We start from the raw sequence: 16,122 nt of genomic DNA, 5'->3' as shown, positions 1-16,122 counted from the left end.
ATTGACTCCTCTCACTGGTTGCACCAGCAAAATGAGGTTGTTACCACTAAACGTGTTTGAATTCCATCGTTTGTTATAATCCTTGGTCGCGCATTTTTGCAACATCGCCCTTCACTCACCTTCCATGATCTGCATTTGACCTTCAATAAACTCATACACTTTGATTATTTCTCGTTCATAATCTTGATCAATTTCAAAGTAATTGGCGCCATGTTCTAAACACTTGTTTCTAAACTTATCATGCATTTCAATAAATCGCGTAATTGTTCTTTCCTCTGGATTGAGGCGAGTTTCAACAACATTCCGATGTTTGATAATATTTGACGTGAAGTTTTCGTTTATGTAAGGAGTGGAAAAGCCTAAGAATACGGAAATTATGTTATCAGAATAGGGCTTTTCTAATTCGTTTATATACTCGGCCTGTAAATAACACCCTTCAATTATAAGGCTTTGGTTATTCTCGATATTCGTCATGATGATTCCTTTTACAATAGGCCAAAGCTTCTCACCAATTCGTTCATCACTGTCTAACGGGGTAAAACCACAGTTGTCCGTTCCTCTATACAAGCCCATTTTTAGATGATCAATTGAAAGATAAGGCATCTTATACTTTTCAAGTAAGGTTTGTGCCATTAACGTTTTTCCAGTGGCTGCTAACTCCGGCTATTAAAATGATCATATATGAAAAATTCTCCTTTCGTTTATTTTCTTATGACTTCACTATATAATAGACACAATCGTTGAAGAAGGGGGGGAATATCGGATGAACCAAATCGTATGTGAAAAGAGATCGTATTCTCGGGAGTTTCACTCACATCAACATGACTATGGTCAAATACTCTTTCCTTTACAAGGAACATTAGAGATGAAAACAGATTGGCAAGAGATTCGCCTTAGCACGGAATATTGTTTTTATCTTCCTCCTTCCTTTCAGCATGTTTTTCGTTCGGTCGATCGCAATGAATTTTTAATATTGGACATTGCCAATCACTATTTACCCGAAAAAGCGGCTAGTGTGTATATTCAATTAGATCAAAAATGGACGTCGATTCGTTATTTATTATTGGAAGAAGCGAGAAATCATCAAGTTTCTTCCTCTTTAACAGATTTGACCCGATATGTGAGCCATCAACTACAAAAGTCTATCTCGCCTTCCATTGATTATATTCATAAGCATTATAAGCAGCCTATTTCTATTGAAAAGTTAGCTAGTATAGAGCACTATCATCCTGTTTATTATTCGACTTGGTTTAAAGAAAAGATGGGAAAAAGTCCTAAAGTTTATATTTCTGATCTGCGTTTGAAAGAGGCTAAAAACTTATTACTGGCGACAACATGGTCGATGTCGAATATTAGTGAGGAATTAGGTTTTGAAAATGCCTCCTCCTTCACAAGATGGTTCGTCAAATGTGAAGGGATTCCTCCACAAACATATCGAGATCTTAATATTAGATAAGAAGAACCTTAAACTGGGTCAAGAAAAATGAATGTCTTTGGTCTATGATAAAGGGTGAAAGGTGGTTTGATGCACATGGCGAATATAGAAGACTTTTTAAAGTTAGACCTTAGGGTGGGTACCGTGATTCGTGCAGAGCCTTTTCCTGAGGCAAGGAAACCAGCGATAAAGCTTGAGATCGATTTTGGTGATGAGATGGGCCTTAAGCAATCGTCAGCTCAAATTACAAAAAGGTATCAGCCTCAAGAGTTGATTGGTCGCCAGGTGGTTGGAGTGGTGAACTTTCCTCCTAGACGTATCGCAGGGTTTAAATCGGAAGTTTTGGTAATCGGTGGGGTTCCAGAAGATGGAGACGTCGTTCTTTTAAAGCCAGATGAACATGTTGAGAATGGGACGCGGATATTGTAGTTGTATTGTGTGATTAGTCTATACTCTTTCCGTATACTTTTCTATCGTCGTGAGTATTTATGATTTACTACATCCACTACAAAGTCTTGTTCTTCATCGAGGGACGTTGTCCATCGATAATGATTTATTTTCAAGAACACAATTATTGAAGAAAGTGCTGTGTGCTTGTTAGCATTATGGAATGCATGGTTTTTGGCTATCTTTTCATAAATGGTAGGATAAGCATCTCTTCCAAAAAGGAATTGTTTTGGTGGATTAATAGCTGAATCAAGTAAGTTTGGGTCCTTTACTCCTATAAGTTATAAAGGTAAATTTGAACAGTGTTAATAATAATCAATTGGCCGGTTGTTAAATAAATGATTTCATCCATTATCTGTTCACTAACCCTTTAAATGCTTGATCATGTTCTTTCATAACATCATTTAATAAATCCATAAATTGAGCATCGACACCTTCAGGGAGTGTTACATGCTCTTTTTTTTCTTATGACTATACTTCCGTTTTTAGCTTATACCTGTATTTCATCCCCTTGTGATAAACCAGCTTGTTTAAGTAATTCTTTGGGGAGCGTAACTCTAAAGCTATTTCCTACTTTAGTTACTTTCCAATCAAATGGTTGCAAAAAATCACTTCCTTTTTATATTAGTTTTAACACATATAATGTAATTCACTAAATATAAAAGCAAAACATTCTCCCTACACGTTTACTTGAATATGTGTCTTGACCTTACCAGTAAAACTATGGACTTTAGCTTTATTGATAATTTTTTTGCTATGTAAAGGAATGTACAACTCCACCTTCTTCTTGTTGGCTCGTGTTTGTCTGTGGAATTTTTTGCGACCTAATCAATTACATATTTATAGTAATGTTTGATGTCCATCAAAAAAAGTTTACCTCTCTCTATTTAATAAAAACAGTCATTTAAATCACAAATTTATAAATATGGTATCATATAACTATAAAATGTTAGTATCAGGATGTTTATGGGGAGTGAGAAGGTGGAGAAATCGAGTGTACAGTCTGTATTAAAAGCGTGGCATACAGTTGAGGCATTGTCACCTAGTGAAGTAAAAGGGATTTCCGAATCTATGTGTGAAAAGAAATTTTTAGATCAACAGAAACGTATAAAAACAGAACAAGTTTCATTAAGTGATAGGCCTTGGTTAGAGATACAATTAGCTAATCCAGAAAAGCACCGAATTCAATTTCGTTACTATTTATCATGTTTTAAACAAGATACACTTGTCTGCTATTTGCGAGAAGTGTTTGGAAATAAGGATGAGATTATCAATAAAAATAATCAAAAACTCTTTAGTTTTTCTATCTTAGTTGATCAAAACGGTCAGTATATAAAAGACTCTCTTTTTGTCCCCATCCTTATGTACGTATTGAAAGAAGTGGGTAGGAGTCATCGAGGTAACTATGAAAATATGATGGAGCATTATCAAGATCAATTAAAGTTGTTCTCTGAACAGGTAGATGCGTCTCTTTTAAATGGTGTGACAGAGGTTGCCTTGCGTAAAGTCCTTAACGTTTATAAGGAGTACTTTTTCCAAATTGACCAGGAGTCACTACATTATGTTGAAAAGGAGATCGTAAAAAACGGTCAAGACCAGGGAGACAAAAACTTTAACAGTTTCTTCTTACATGATTTGGGGAGAATCATAGAGAAAGGTGAAAATGAAACGCTTCGTCAATATATCGAAGGGGAACAACGTAATAAAACAGTAATTAATGAAAATCGAGAACTACTTGAGGATATTTTGCAACCAAAAAATCTGCCGAACGGAAGATGGCCATCACCAATTAAACACCGCTTATCTCTTATGCAACAAGTGGCAGTTAATCAAATTTTTCATATGAATCAAAAGATCAGTTCCGTAAATGGGCCTCCTGGAACAGGAAAGACGACCTTATTAAAAGATATTTTTGCCGAACTCATGGTTGAAAGAGCAGAAAAAATGACTTGTTTTGCAGATCCTAAGGAAGCCTTCAAACATATAAAAACGCTTAAATTAGATACTTATCCTTATGCTATTTATGAAATAGATGAGTCCATCAGTAACTATTCTATGGTTGTTGCGTCTAGTAACAATGGGGCTGTTGAAAATATATCAAAAGACATTCCAGTAGATAGTCCAATGATTAAAGAAAAAGATAAAAGTGAGGCAACTGAATATGAAAACAGTTATTTGGACTATTGTACGAAAACAGATCTATACCCCACAGCTGCAAAAAGACTCCTTGATGACGAGTCAGTAGATGCATGGGGCTTGTTTTCTGCCGCTCTTGGGAAATCAGAAAATATTTCTACCTATTATAAAGCCTTATATGGTTGTGCCGAAGACAAGAAAACTTTCATTAAACAGTTAGAAGAAGACAAAAAGACTGTAGAATTAACAGATTGGCAAGAAGCAGTGGAGGATTTTCAAAAAACGTTAAGATCAGTTGAGGATATGAAACATGATTTACAGGAATTTTCCGAACTTTATAAAAAAGAGCAGGACTTGCAGAGAGAGTTAAATCGTATAAAAGAAGAAGGGATGCTCCTAGAGGAAAAGGAAATCTATTTAAAAACAGAAATTAATCATCATGAAGAAAATAGACGATTAATAAAGCAACAACTACAAACGTTACCGAAACAACCCTTTTTCAAAAGACTTTTACGAAAAAAAGACGAAAAGAAAATCAAACTAGAAAAAGAGCTCTATGAGACGTTGGAGAGGTTAAAAAGAGATCAAAAACAGCTACATCATGCGAAAAAGAGGTTGGAGGAGAAGAATAATAAAGTCGCTAAGTTAGATGTAGCTTTAAATTTTTTAAGAGGAAAAGAAAAGAATTATAGAAAACAAAATCTTATCATACCGGATGATGAATATTGGAAAGACAACATAAATGCCTATGAGAACAGACAAGAAAAAACACCATGGGTTACAGATCAACTTAACTATGAAAGAGGGTTACTATTTTTAAAAGCTATGAACATACATAAGCTGATCATGATATTTAATGATCAAGCCATTAAATCCAGTATACGGTTAATCAATTTTAGAAATAAACTAGATTTAAATCAACGTGAGCATAGAACGTATTTAGAAAACGCATGGAAAACGATTCATCTAGTAACGCCATTAGTAAGTACCACGTTTGCTAGCTTTCGTTCCATGTATAAGGGGATCGATCAAGATTTTATAGACTATTTGTTTATTGATGAAGCAGGTCAAGCAACTCCCCAGCAAGCGGCTGGTGCTATGTGGAGATCAAAACGAGCGATTGTCGTAGGAGATCCTATTCAAATTGAACCGGTTGTCACTATTGATCAAACCATTTTAGCGGATGTAAAGAGACATTTTCAAATTCATGACCGGTATATTGATATTGGATCGTCTGTACAATCTTTAGCAGATCATGCGAATCCTTTTGGCATGTACACAAAAGATGGACAATGGATTGGTATCCCGTTATGGGTGCATAGAAGATGTCAAGATCCAATGTTTACGATTTCAAATGAAATTGCCTATGATAACAACATGGTCCTAGCTTTGAAGAAGAAAGGAAAAAGTAGCTGGTTTGATTGCAAAGGTACGGCCGTTAACCTTCAGTTTGTAGAAGAACAAGCTTATCTCGTAGCAGAAAAGATTACTTACCAGTGGAAATTACAATCAAAACCTCCTAGTTTATATGTCATTACGCCTTTTACAGCAGTAAAAGAAGGACTCAGGAAAATTGTAAAGTCTCATTTAGTGAGCGAAGGTGTATTAGATAAAACAGCTCAAAGTTGGGTGAATAAAAATATTGGAACCGTTCATACGTTTCAAGGGAAAGAAGCTGATATTGTCTATTTCGTCGTAGGTACGGATGAAAATAAAGATAGTGCGGCCGATTGGTCTTGCTCAAAGCCCAACTTGATTAATGTTGCCGTAACAAGAGCGAAAAAAGAGTTTTATATAGTAGGAGACTATGATCGATTATCAAAAAAAGAATATTATCAAACCATTGCTGAGCATGTTGAAAAAGTAGAGTTAAAGCTACTTGAATTAATCATCTTTAACTCATCTAGAAAGGAAAAGACATGAAAACTATCATCTACTTTATTTTTGGAAAGCCTAACTTAGAACATATGTTTTTTAGAGGGGTATATTGGTTTGGGGTAGTATTTTACTTCTTAGCCATCCCGATCCTTATAGCTCAATCTTTCATCAGTGGTGAATGGGTCATCAACCTAATTTCAATAACCTTATTCCCCATTATCTTTCGAATGGTATATAGCGTGAATCGGCTATTCCATCGATCGGATAAGAAGGTATCTAAGCGCCTCATCATCATTTTTGGATCGTTCTTTTTGTTTATAACCTTATCGACAGGAGCAATCTTTGCTTCCGTGTTCTTTTTTGGCGAAAATGTAGCGATGAATGTCAGTAAAACCTCTATTAATGGAGATGTAAAGTTAACAATCGGATCACTAAAAGGGCATAGTAGTGTAGAGAGTTTTCACTTTCAAGAGAAACCTCAATCGGTTGTCGTGATTCCTTATGAAGCTTCAGTCAAAGAAGGAGACGTTGTAATTTATCTCGAACATTCTGGAAACGTTATTTGGGAACGGAAAATAGATTCTTCTAGAAGTGGAGAGATTACCTTCGAAGGTGAAATTGGCGACTATGAAGTTGGTGTTTATGCAGAGGAAGCGAAAAACATTAACTTAAACCTCTCATTTGAATAATCAATCAAATAGTCTTTTACCGAAAGTATCGCAAAACAAAAGAAAAGCACAATGAGCGAAAAAGAAAGCTAGTTGTGCTTTTTACGTGGAATCGTCTTAATTTCTGAAAAGTGATCTTAGCTTTAAAGCAAAAGGAGAGCCAGAGATGGACAAATTCGATGAAAACATATCAATTGCCATTGGGTTTGCAGAAGTTTTTGCAAAACAAAGGGGAGATATTTCTGATTCAATCTTTCAATTATTAGAAGATACCTTTACGGATGAGGAGATTAGTGAACTCTGTGCTTTTGTTGCATTTACATCTGCTTGTCACGATTTTGGTGAGATGATGAAATTAGAACCTGAGAGGAAATATTAGAAAGTGGCCCCTCAAACGTTGCCTAAAAAGAGCCATAATATCGGATTGATCAACGAATCTTCTGGATATTAAAGAGGGATTGATGAAATAAAAACTAACCTTTATCTTATTTAATGTCATGATCCTCAATCCATTCCATTAATGGATCAACTCCATTTACGATATGTTGTCGAGAATAAGAAAGAGGAATATCAGGTGTGATGGTATCCTTATCTTCTCCATTAAGCATTGTAAATGCCATTGAAGAAACACGATAGTTTATTTGTGAATTTGGTAAGGTGAAGGTCTTGATTTCTCCAAAATGGTTTGGGGCATTACCTGTTGGTTCTCCCACGGTTTTACCTATATGATAATACTTTATCATTCCAGCAAATAGATTAGCTGAGCAAACGTTTGATTTGAAGTGGCTACAAAAACGTCACCACTAAAAAGGTTTTCTATACTTTGTGTGTTTGGTAAAGCAACCATTTTTGCATTTTCATGTTCTAAATATCTACAAAATTCGTTGACAACGATAGAGTTACCTCCCGTATTTTTTCGTAAATCAACGACAATTCTTTCTACATCCCATTTTGCTACTTCTTGAAAAAATTGCTCTAAAGTCTGTTTATAGTTTTCATCGAATCTACATTCAGCTATGGTTAAAATCGCCGTTTGATACTCTGGCAAGATTTGATAGTAAACCAATTGGTTGTTTTCGCTTTTGGTCACCTTTTCAATGGAAGTGAATTTGACTTCTTCTGCTAGTATTGTTTCATTTGGTTTTTCTACTTTGATCTTCACTCCGTCATTCTTAATTTCACACCCTAACCACGTCAGAACTTCCTCCATTCTTGCCATGTTTGCAGCTCGATATGTTAACCAATAGTCATTCTCTCGAGGGATAACCTCTTCAAACTTGTTTAGTATAATGGATTCATCTATTCCTCCAATTTCAACGACCTTGTCTCCCGGTTCAATGTTAGATTGACCATCGGTAATAATTAAACCCTCACTTATCTACTTGAAAGAAATCGGAAGGACTGATGAAGATTCAAATTTTAGCGTGGTATGAGAGTCTTCCAATTGAACCATTAGTTTAGATAAATTCATATAAAGCTCAGTTTTGGTAATAAATGAATTAAGTTCTTGCTTAAGTAATTCACTTTGATTTAAAAAAACCTCTCTGTTCTCGCTATTTTGCATAGTGGGGTGAAGACCAATAATACTGTTTGTAAATGTCGTAATATCTTCTCTTGCTTGTTCTATAGGTATATGTACTACAGTAGCGTTTTCGTTGTTCCATATATCAGTATTATGCCAGATAAAAAGATTGGCAATGACAAAGATTTTGATTAGTAACCCAAGCTTATTATTCATCTAGCCTTCTCCTTCTTTATTTTAATAATGACGTTTTTTAACACTTAAATCATATCAGAAAAGTGTACCTAAAAAAGTAAAATATGTTATAAATAATTCTAAAAATAAGGCTGTATAAGGTGTAAAGTGTATAATAAAGATAGTGTTTCTATAATACATTCTTGGAGGCGTGCATATGAAAAGTGTAGAATTTAGAAAACATCAATCAGAGCGCAAACTAAGTGAAATGAACATTCCTATAAACCATCATTTACCTTTCACAGAGGATACGAAACAAGTGACTGTTAGAAAAAAAGAAGACATCATAAACAGAATTATTCCATTAACGATTGTTTCAGCAAAATCAATGGGAGCACCAAATGAAAAATTAGCAGAATTTATAGAGCAGTTTAAAGCAAGTGAATTATTTACAGAAGATGAACATAATTTTTTAAAAAGTAAAAATCCAAACCAAAATGACATAATGAACTTTTCTTGGAAAATAGAATGTGTTTGGGTACTACTTTGGTCTATTCATTTAATATCTAATGTCGAAGACCTATCAACCACTTGTGACGTAGATTTGGTTTATGAGATGGTTTTAACTTCATCAATACAGGAGTTATTAAGTAAAGCAGATCTTAGACCAACTAGTGAAATTATGGATGCTGTTGATTATGTTTATAGAGCTCATTGGGCAGTGAGGGAGGCACAGATTAACGGAAAAACAATTCCTTCTAATCTAGATCCAGGTGTTGTTTATGAGCGGCATTATGCATTAAATTGGATCGTAAATTATATGGAACAGGAATGGGACGAGGTGAGCACAGATACGTAAAAAATTGATCATCTTGATCCATTTTTCACCTTCGGACCGTTCTTACAACCCTAAATGACACTTGAATTACTGATGTTTTCTTTTATCATTGTTAATGAATGGATGTGGAATAAAATGGTGGAAAATAAAAAGATGTTCTTTAGCTCCATCATAACGCTAACCCTATCTATTATTTTAGGTATATATTTTATGTTTCCAGAAAATAAGACATATAAAGCAACTATGATTTTTATGTCTAACCCAGTTCGTAATCAAGATGGGTTTATTCTTCTAGGTGTTATAGGTTCAATATTATTCATAGCTTCTCTTATTCTACTAGTGAAAAGCACGAAAAAATATCATTTTATAGCCTTTATACTGGTTATCGTGCTATATGTTTTTATCCCGAAATTGATTATTGGAGGCTATCAAGAAACATTGGCAACTGGAATTCATGCGATATCATACGATGGAAATGGATCATGTGATTTTGAGAAAGGAAATGAATTCTTACTAAAAGGACAATGCGAATTCGTTTTACATAATCGAAGTAATGAAGAGATTTCGTTTGAGCTGGAATTTTTAGATTCATTTTTTTGTGGAAGAAGGAGAGAGAAAGGAGTCACTCATGAATGAAAAGGGGCCTTTTCATATCAAACTAGAAGCCAACCAAAAACAGCGAATTCAAATTAACGAGTTGATCGATATATCAGATATCCCTATTCATTTTATTGAATCAGGATCAATGGACATTCATTTTAAATTGAAAGAAGGCGAGTACATTCGTATTCTATAATCAATCATTCATATGACAAAATTAGAATTTTTTGATAAAAGTAAGATTCATTGTTAACATAAGATGAGCATGTAGGTTTGAGGTGATAGAGAATGATGAATATACGGAAGATGGTATTTCTAGTAGCTGCAATTTTTACCCCCGCTGTCCATTTTCTTGTTGGGGTGCTGTGGGGGTACTTTATTTCAGGGAAGCCTATGCAGACATGTTTGATTGATCAAGTAGCAATTGTAGCGATTTATTACTTTTTTATAAGTATCCGACATAGTAAAATATAGGTGTACAGATTGCTCTTTGAAAACTGAAGATATAGGGTTGTAGCAGGAAACACGTCTGCTACGTAAAATCTTCAACGTTCTTTCGCCCCACACGTACCGAAGTAGCGAAAACCAAGCAAAGTAGGACGTGTGGTGAGTTCAACGTACAATTTTTCAGTCTTTCACCGTAGGAACTACGGGTAGAGCCTGCTAAATAACTAGCGGTTACGCTGGTGTTCGCAGGAATCACGTCACTTTAGTGATGTGAGGTTCAAGAAAAGATTAACAGAAAGATAGATGAGGTCGAGCTAAAACAAAAAAGGTGAAGCATAGAAAGGTAATGTACTCTAAAAAGTTCGTTAAAACAAAAAGAACCTTACCTCCATTTAGTAAGGTCCTTTCTTATAAGATCAGAAAGTATAAACTTTGTCCTTAATAAGACAGTGCTTTCATCGTTGTCTAGCTCCAGCGCCCAGCGACTGGTGATGCTTCGCCCTCCTCTCTACGATAAGTCAACATCGAAGCCTGCGGCTATTCGTGTTTCCTTTATCTCATGCGGGGGTCTATAAGCACCTGCGTCGCTATACGGGCGCTTGCGCCTTTCTTATAAGATCAGAAAGTATAAACTTTGTCCTTAATAAGACAGTGCTTTCATCGTTGTCTAGCTCCGGCGCCCAGCGACTGGTGATGCTTCGCCCTCCTCTCTACGATAAGTCAACATCGAAGCCTGCGGCTATTCGTGTTTCCTTTATCTCATGCGGGGGTCTATAAGCACCTGCGTCGCTAGACGGGCGCTTGCGCCTTTCTTAAAAGATAAGAAAGTATATAATTTCGGGTCTACCACAGTCTTAGAAACTGTGGTATTTTGATGTCATGGAGAATAATATATTAAAACAAATTTTCTTTGATAAACATAACCATTGGGATCACTTTCAAAAGAAACATGGAGCTAAAATCCGTCCAATAGTAAGAAAGGAAATAGAGAAATTCAGAGGGTGTGGGAATCCCAAAAATGGATTTAAGCTATTTGTTTGTGAAGGTTGCCATGATGTCAGGAAGGTTCCGTATCGTTGTAAGGGGCGATTTTGTACCACTTGTTCAGTAGGAGAAAGCGAAGAATGGAGTCGACTACTAACAGAAGAGGTCTTACAGGTGAATCATCGTCATGTCATCTTTACAATTGATGAAGGACTGCGTGATGTGTTTTTGCTTCATCGCCATCTGTTAAAAGATTTGATGGACGAGGCGCGATTAATCATGGATTTTTCAAAAAGAAAGCGAAAGTGACCCCTGGAATCATATCAGGCTTACATACTTTCGGATCCAGAGTGAATTTCAATCCCCATGTACATATGCTAGTGACGATGGGAGGTCTTACGAAAAAGGGGGAATGGAAACAGTACGATTATCTGCCATTTGAAATGTTAAGAAAGCAGTGGCAGACCGTGGTGTTAAAGTTCATACGCAGAGGTGTGTCAGAAAAAGAAAAGAAGAGAATACAACCTCGATTACAACAGGCGTTTCACAATAATGGGAAGGGCTTCTATGTGCATGCGCCAAAACAGGAAGGGAATGTAAAAGAACAACTTCGCTATATTGGCCGTTATATTCGTCGACCTGCGATAGGACTGAATCGGATCGAGGCATATGACGGCAAAAAGGTAACCTTTACGTATCATGATAAGACAGGCGGAAAAGAAAAGAGAGAAACGATCAGTGTAGAGGAATTTATCTCTAGGCTTATTCGTCATATCCCAGATGAACAGTTTAAGACGATTCGTCATTATGGGATGTATTCAAGGAGATGCAAGGGCTTGAGTAAAAAGTCTTATGTCAATGGCAACAGAAAGCGAAACGCTGGATAGTGAAAGCAAAGAAAACAATGCGCCGTCAGACATGGAGGGAACGAATCGTATCAAGTGGTAAGAGAGACCCTCTTATTTGTGAAAAATGCCAGTGTTACTATGAATACAAGGGAGAAGTCTGTCTTGAAAATGGTAGACTAGAAATCAAGGTGGCCTTGTGTACCACGACAAGAGCCTATTTAGAAAGGGTGATTCATCATTTCACCAGTATCGAAACACCGAAAAAAGGCAAGAAAAAAAAAAGAAAAAATGGCCCAATCAAAACAGAGCATCAACTTTGTTTGTTTAGTGTGTCATGAAAAAGAAGAGATTCCACAACAAGTGGTAAGAGATTTTGATTTAATGGATGGAGGTGATCCAGCCGTCCCCCCTATGTTCTCCTGTGAAAAATGTGGAGAAGACATGTATCCTGAATACTATAAAGGTATTCATGGGAAGGAATACAGGATTGAGGATATTCTGAGCACCAAAAAGGACCAGGTGTGATTTTTAATCACACCTGGTTTTTCTTATAACCCCTATTCACGGTTTCGCATAGAATTAGATTCATTTCAAGATTACTCAATGGTGAAAGATTCACTTAAAGTTGTTTGATAGATTAAAGCCTCAGAATGAAGCCAAACATTGAGCTCGTAATCACCCGGTTCTAAATCTTGAATAGTGAAGTCAAAGCTTTTTTCTTCCGCTTGGATAAGAGTAATCGTATGCATTGAAGCGTCAAACATGTATAAATCTGAATAGCGTTCAACAAGTGCCCCATCTTTGTATAACTCATATTCGATCATTTGACCAGAATGAAAAGAAATATCATAAACGTAAGGAGTTTGATTTTTAATAGTATAGGTAACATCTACGTCGTTTTCAGTAACACCTAATTCTATGCTTGGTTCAATCGTGCCTGCCCAGAAACCGTAAGCGTTTGCAACTGGTGACACAGCGAATATGAAAACCAACAAACTAAGTACACTAACCAACTTTTTCATTTTAATCTCCTCCTAATTTTTATTTTTTTCTCTTTATTTTTTATTGTTTCTGTCCTCACTTGTATAGTAACATTTGTCTTTAATACATTTTGTTAAAAATGTCACACTCGCCTAAATATGGTGATAAAGCACTAAAAGTAACAATATTTTAGATTGTTTTTCCTAATTATACAAACACCTGTGTTAACCCAAAAACGGATACAATCAAGGAATATAGATCAATACAAAGATTAGAGGCGATAGAATGGATGAGACGTTAGTCTTAAACGTAATATTATTTTTGGCTCATTTAGTGATGTTGGGATTAGTCATATCCATTTTTCAATCAGTCTATTTAAAGAAAAGAAGGAATGGATATATTTTTTTGGTTTCATTTTTATTTGGTGTGTCAGTGTGATGGGAAAGGTGTATGATATTTCTTTGGTTTTATTTTCTATCTTCTTGTTGACGTATGTCTTGGCTATATTCGTTACGTTTGATCGCATAAGAAAAAACGCCTAAAGTCTAGGCGTTTCAAGCTTTTGCTCCTTTCATTTTCAGCGGGGCATTCTTCATTAATGGATACGTTAATAAAATGAGAATTAACCCAAACAACCCTATAGTATTAAAGATTTCTAGAGGACTAAATTTTGAAATCCACTCGATAGACTGATTGGTTCCAAGGATAGCAATAATGGATGTGATAAACATGGTAATGATAAAGAAATAAATGAAAAACTGAACCGTTCCTAACCTGCGCCAGCTCATGGTTATGAATGACGAAAGGCCAAATAGGGTCAAACCGACCATGAAATCAATCCAAAAGAAGGGGATTAATTTAGGTTCATACGAATAAAACATTCCCGGATGAAAAACCCCTACTTTGTGAAAGCCATTGGTTTCTAAGAGGTAGATGATGAAATAAAGGCTATTTAAAACAAATGTGGTGCCAAAGACCATAAGGAAACCCATCAAAAAATAACACTTTATAAAAAGGGACCTTGTACTGCCTAATCCTATAGCAATTGGAAAGGTCACAACCAATTCATAGATGGCAACTGTACAAATCGCTCCATATAGGGGACCAAATAAAGTACCATAGTAATCAGCGTCAAAAAAAATTCCAATAAACAAATACACCGCAGCCATTAGAATTGTGATCGCCGAGAACAGGATTAAGTAAAAGCGCATATCCTCATACAATAATCGATACGTTCCTTTTACCGCGTTCATTTGATTACCTCCTTCTTCTTTTTCGTTTTGTTGACTAAATACTTTTGAACGGTTGTCTTTTCAATATCAAGGTGATGCGAGTGCGCACGTTCTTTCCATTCCTTTGAATATAGTGCATCAATCATCACAGTTGAAGTAGAGCCTAGTTTTGAAGATTCTATGATGGGGACTAGTTTAGTAGCTTGTTGAATGTCTGTTGTAGAACCTGTTAAGAGAATTCCTCTTTGACGCATTTGTTCCATTGTTTCATGAATGACGATCTTTCCTTCGTGAAGGACTATGATGGATTCACATAAAGGTTGAATTTCTTCAATATGGTGTGAAGAAAGCAGAAACATGCGTGGTTGCTCTTCATAGCTTGATAATAACGTTTCGTAAAATAAGGTCCGGTTTACTGCATCAAGTCCATTAGTGGGTTCATCAAAGACGGTGATAGGTGCTTGACTCGCAATTCCTAACAAAATTTGTGCGGCTGTTTTCATTCCTTTTGAAAACTTAGTAACCTTTTTATTAAGGGGCAGTTCATATAGGTCGATTAACTGTTCAGCTAGACCCTGATTCCAATTAGGATGAAAATATCCTCCGAATCTACACAAATCTTTAACCGTCCATTTTCGATCGAATGGATGGTCTTCTTGAATATAACAAATGTGGCTGCTTTGCATTTATACTGTTGTAAGGATTTTCCCCCCATAATTTGAATAGTTCCGTTGTCTGGACGATGATGACCCGCCAGTAAACTCATTAAAGTGGTTTTTCCTGCTCCATTTCGCCCCCATAAACCTGTAATAATTGGCTGACCCTCTTGAAAGGATAACTCTTTAAGCACGGAATTTTTATCATACCCATACGTGACTGCTTTCACGTTAATCATTTGAATCACCTTCCTTTTTTGTCTTGATTAAATGGATAATCATGTCTTCATTCATATGAATTCGCTTCGCTTCTCTAAGGAGAGGAACTATATATTCCTCATAAAATTGCTGTTTTCTTTCGGAAAGCAAGGTTTCTTTTGCCCCCTTTGCAACAAACATCCCCAGCCCTCGCTGTTTATATATAATGTCTTTATCTACAAGGGTTTGTAATCCTTTCCGTGCGGTTGCGGGATTAATATTGTAATAGCGTGATAGTTCATTTGTAGAAGGAACTTGATCTTCAGCTTTTAGCTTTCCATCGACGATGTCGTCCATAATCATGGATGCGATTTGCTGAAAAAGGGGCTGGTCTTCATCTAATGTTGGTTTCATTAGCGCCACACTCCATAGTTAATTGGTTAGTTACTTATGTAACTAAGTATACATGAGGAACTTTCCTTTTGTAAAGTAGAAGTTTACAAACCAAAACCAAAAAATGCTTTTTTATCACCAGATAAGCACTCTAAAACGTCAAAAAGATCATTTTCTAATGTTGTTCGCACTAATTGTGGTATACTAATGGTGAACAGGGTGCGTGATATGCGCCTTACAGGTTGCAAACAGCAACTTGTACGTCTAATTCTTATTTTAAATGTATATACTATAAAAAACCGTAGGTGCTACCAACACCTACGGCCACACATAATAGAATGCCCTTTAAACGGGCGGTCTATGGAGATTGAACGATAACCATCTAGCTGGCAGGCTTAGGGATGGTTATTTTTTTTGCTCGAAAGACAGCATTGCAATAACAAACATACCAAACATGATCATTAAAGATATAGATTCGTATGTTGTCATAACCGCCACCTCCTCTCTCAAGGAAGTGACCGCCCCATCCAAAAACCTGCTCTATTATGTGTTACAACTAGTATACCATGGTAAGGTAAAATTAAGCAGATTAATAGAATTGCTTACTTGAAACTCTCTATACCACCTCAAAAGTAGAAATTTCCAAATCATTTGTTTTCACGATCCCTAATGATATAATCAATGC

The 16,122-nt window shown here is 36.0% G+C and carries 21 protein-coding genes and 1 pseudogene; 10 read left to right on the top strand and 12 right to left on the bottom strand.

The features are described 5' to 3' along the window. Positions 1-111 precede the first annotated feature (111 nt). Complete coding sequence (locus LC087_RS13450) at positions 112-633, bottom strand: 2-phosphoglycerate kinase (RefSeq protein ID WP_306019648.1); 522 nt, start codon at positions 631-633, stop codon at positions 112-114. Between the two features lie 130 nt (positions 634-763). On the opposite strand from LC087_RS13450, the gene LC087_RS13445 reads away from it, so the two are divergent. Together LC087_RS13445 and csaA are read left to right on the top strand one after the other, a co-directional pair. After that, the gene (locus LC087_RS13445) at positions 764-1,456 is read left to right on the top strand and encodes a helix-turn-helix transcriptional regulator (RefSeq protein WP_226541394.1); all 693 of its coding nucleotides are present in this window, start codon (positions 764-766) and stop codon (positions 1,454-1,456) included. Between the two features lie 75 nt (positions 1,457-1,531). Then, positions 1,532-1,864: a chaperone CsaA gene (gene csaA / locus LC087_RS13440; protein WP_226541396.1), complete on the top strand. Its 333-nt coding sequence runs from the start codon at positions 1,532-1,534 to the stop codon at positions 1,862-1,864. 41 nt (positions 1,865-1,905) lie between these two features. On the opposite strand, the gene LC087_RS13435 is transcribed toward csaA, so the two are convergent. Beyond that, complete coding sequence (locus LC087_RS13435) at positions 1,906-2,064, bottom strand: type II toxin-antitoxin system death-on-curing family toxin (protein ID WP_306020842.1); 159 nt, start codon at positions 2,062-2,064, stop codon at positions 1,906-1,908. Positions 2,065-2,372: 308 nt separating this feature from the next. Next, complete coding sequence (locus tag LC087_RS13430) at positions 2,373-2,486, bottom strand: AbrB/MazE/SpoVT family DNA-binding domain-containing protein (protein WP_226541398.1); 114 nt, start codon at positions 2,484-2,486, stop codon at positions 2,373-2,375. A gap of 377 nt (positions 2,487-2,863) precedes the next feature. Between LC087_RS13430 and LC087_RS13425 the strand changes: the two genes are divergently transcribed. The 3 genes from LC087_RS13425 to LC087_RS13415 all read left to right on the top strand — a co-directional run bounded on the left by LC087_RS13425 (position 2,864) and on the right by LC087_RS13415 (position 6,943). After that, entirely contained in the window at positions 2,864-5,941 is a 3,078-nt protein-coding gene (locus LC087_RS13425; protein WP_306019647.1) for a DEAD/DEAH box helicase, read from the top strand. Then, positions 5,938-6,585 (top strand): hypothetical protein, encoded by a 648-nt coding sequence (locus LC087_RS13420; RefSeq protein WP_226541402.1) that lies wholly within the window; start codon positions 5,938-5,940, stop codon positions 6,583-6,585. Before LC087_RS13425 ends, LC087_RS13420 begins: the two co-directional genes overlap by 4 nt. A 145-nt stretch (positions 6,586-6,730) precedes the next feature. After that, complete coding sequence (locus LC087_RS13415; RefSeq protein WP_226541404.1) at positions 6,731-6,943, top strand: carboxymuconolactone decarboxylase family protein; 213 nt, start codon at positions 6,731-6,733, stop codon at positions 6,941-6,943. 106 nt (positions 6,944-7,049) lie between these two features. Here the strand turns inward: LC087_RS13415 and LC087_RS13410 are convergent, their stop codons facing one another. From LC087_RS13410 to LC087_RS13400, 3 genes are all read right to left on the bottom strand, one after another. Further along, positions 7,050-7,277, bottom strand: a complete 228-nt coding sequence (locus tag LC087_RS13410; RefSeq protein WP_306019646.1) for a hypothetical protein — start codon at positions 7,275-7,277, stop codon at positions 7,050-7,052. Between the two features lie 26 nt (positions 7,278-7,303). Next, complete coding sequence (locus LC087_RS13405) at positions 7,304-7,783, bottom strand: S41 family peptidase (protein ID WP_306019645.1); 480 nt, start codon at positions 7,781-7,783, stop codon at positions 7,304-7,306. A 159-nt stretch (positions 7,784-7,942) separates the two neighbouring features. Continuing rightward, on the bottom strand, positions 7,943-8,302 hold the full coding sequence (locus LC087_RS13400) for a hypothetical protein (protein ID WP_226541408.1): 360 nt from the start codon (positions 8,300-8,302) through the stop codon (positions 7,943-7,945). A 175-nt stretch (positions 8,303-8,477) separates the two neighbouring features. On the opposite strand from LC087_RS13400, the gene LC087_RS13395 reads away from it, so the two are divergent. The 5 genes and pseudogenes from LC087_RS13395 to LC087_RS13365 all read left to right on the top strand — a co-directional run bounded on the left by LC087_RS13395 (position 8,478) and on the right by LC087_RS13365 (position 12,502). Then, positions 8,478-9,119, top strand: coding sequence for a DUF4272 domain-containing protein (locus LC087_RS13395; protein WP_226541409.1), 642 nt, complete (start codon positions 8,478-8,480; stop codon positions 9,117-9,119). A gap of 114 nt (positions 9,120-9,233) precedes the next feature. Further along, entirely contained in the window at positions 9,234-9,734 is a 501-nt protein-coding gene (locus LC087_RS13390) for a hypothetical protein (protein WP_306019644.1), read from the top strand. Beyond that, positions 9,727-9,894 carry a hypothetical protein gene (locus tag LC087_RS13385; protein ID WP_306019643.1) on the top strand — a complete coding sequence of 56 codons (168 nt, stop codon included), beginning with the start codon at positions 9,727-9,729 and terminating at the stop codon, positions 9,892-9,894. Before LC087_RS13390 ends, LC087_RS13385 begins: the two co-directional genes overlap by 8 nt. A gap of 1,130 nt (positions 9,895-11,024) precedes the next feature. Next, positions 11,025-12,315: pseudogene (locus LC087_RS19925) on the top strand (IS91 family transposase). Positions 12,316-12,337: 22 nt separating this feature from the next. After that, a complete protein-coding gene (locus tag LC087_RS13365; protein WP_306019610.1) occupies positions 12,338-12,502 on the top strand; it encodes a hypothetical protein in 165 nt (54 codons plus the stop codon). Between the two features lie 71 nt (positions 12,503-12,573). Here LC087_RS13365 and LC087_RS13360 read toward each other — a convergent pair whose 3' ends face one another. From LC087_RS13360 to LC087_RS19735, 6 genes are all read right to left on the bottom strand, one after another. Continuing rightward, positions 12,574-12,999 (bottom strand): BsuPI-related putative proteinase inhibitor, encoded by a 426-nt coding sequence (locus LC087_RS13360; RefSeq protein ID WP_226543070.1) that lies wholly within the window; start codon positions 12,997-12,999, stop codon positions 12,574-12,576. 513 nt (positions 13,000-13,512) lie between these two features. Continuing rightward, complete coding sequence (locus LC087_RS13355; RefSeq protein WP_226543071.1) at positions 13,513-14,211, bottom strand: hypothetical protein; 699 nt, start codon at positions 14,209-14,211, stop codon at positions 13,513-13,515. Then, positions 14,208-14,807, bottom strand: a complete 600-nt coding sequence (locus LC087_RS13350) for an ATP-binding cassette domain-containing protein (RefSeq protein ID WP_306019639.1) — start codon at positions 14,805-14,807, stop codon at positions 14,208-14,210. Before LC087_RS13350 ends, LC087_RS13355 begins: the two co-directional genes overlap by 4 nt. Further along, the gene (locus tag LC087_RS13345) at positions 14,759-15,085 is read right to left on the bottom strand and encodes an ATP-binding cassette domain-containing protein (RefSeq protein ID WP_306019638.1); all 327 of its coding nucleotides are present in this window, start codon (positions 15,083-15,085) and stop codon (positions 14,759-14,761) included. Before LC087_RS13345 ends, LC087_RS13350 begins: the two co-directional genes overlap by 49 nt. Next, a complete protein-coding gene (locus LC087_RS13340) occupies positions 15,078-15,458 on the bottom strand; it encodes a GntR family transcriptional regulator (protein WP_226543073.1) in 381 nt (126 codons plus the stop codon). Before LC087_RS13340 ends, LC087_RS13345 begins: the two co-directional genes overlap by 8 nt. Positions 15,459-15,842: 384 nt before the next feature. Beyond that, positions 15,843-15,926: a putative holin-like toxin gene (locus LC087_RS19735; protein WP_226543094.1), complete on the bottom strand. Its 84-nt coding sequence runs from the start codon at positions 15,924-15,926 to the stop codon at positions 15,843-15,845. Positions 15,927-16,122 lie beyond the last annotated feature (196 nt).

It is taken from the genome of Bacillus carboniphilus, from assembly GCF_020524035.2.
GTDB lineage: Bacteria > Bacillota > Bacilli > Bacillales > JAIVKR01 > Bacillus_CC.
This window is presented reverse-complemented; position numbering and strand designations above follow the sequence as displayed.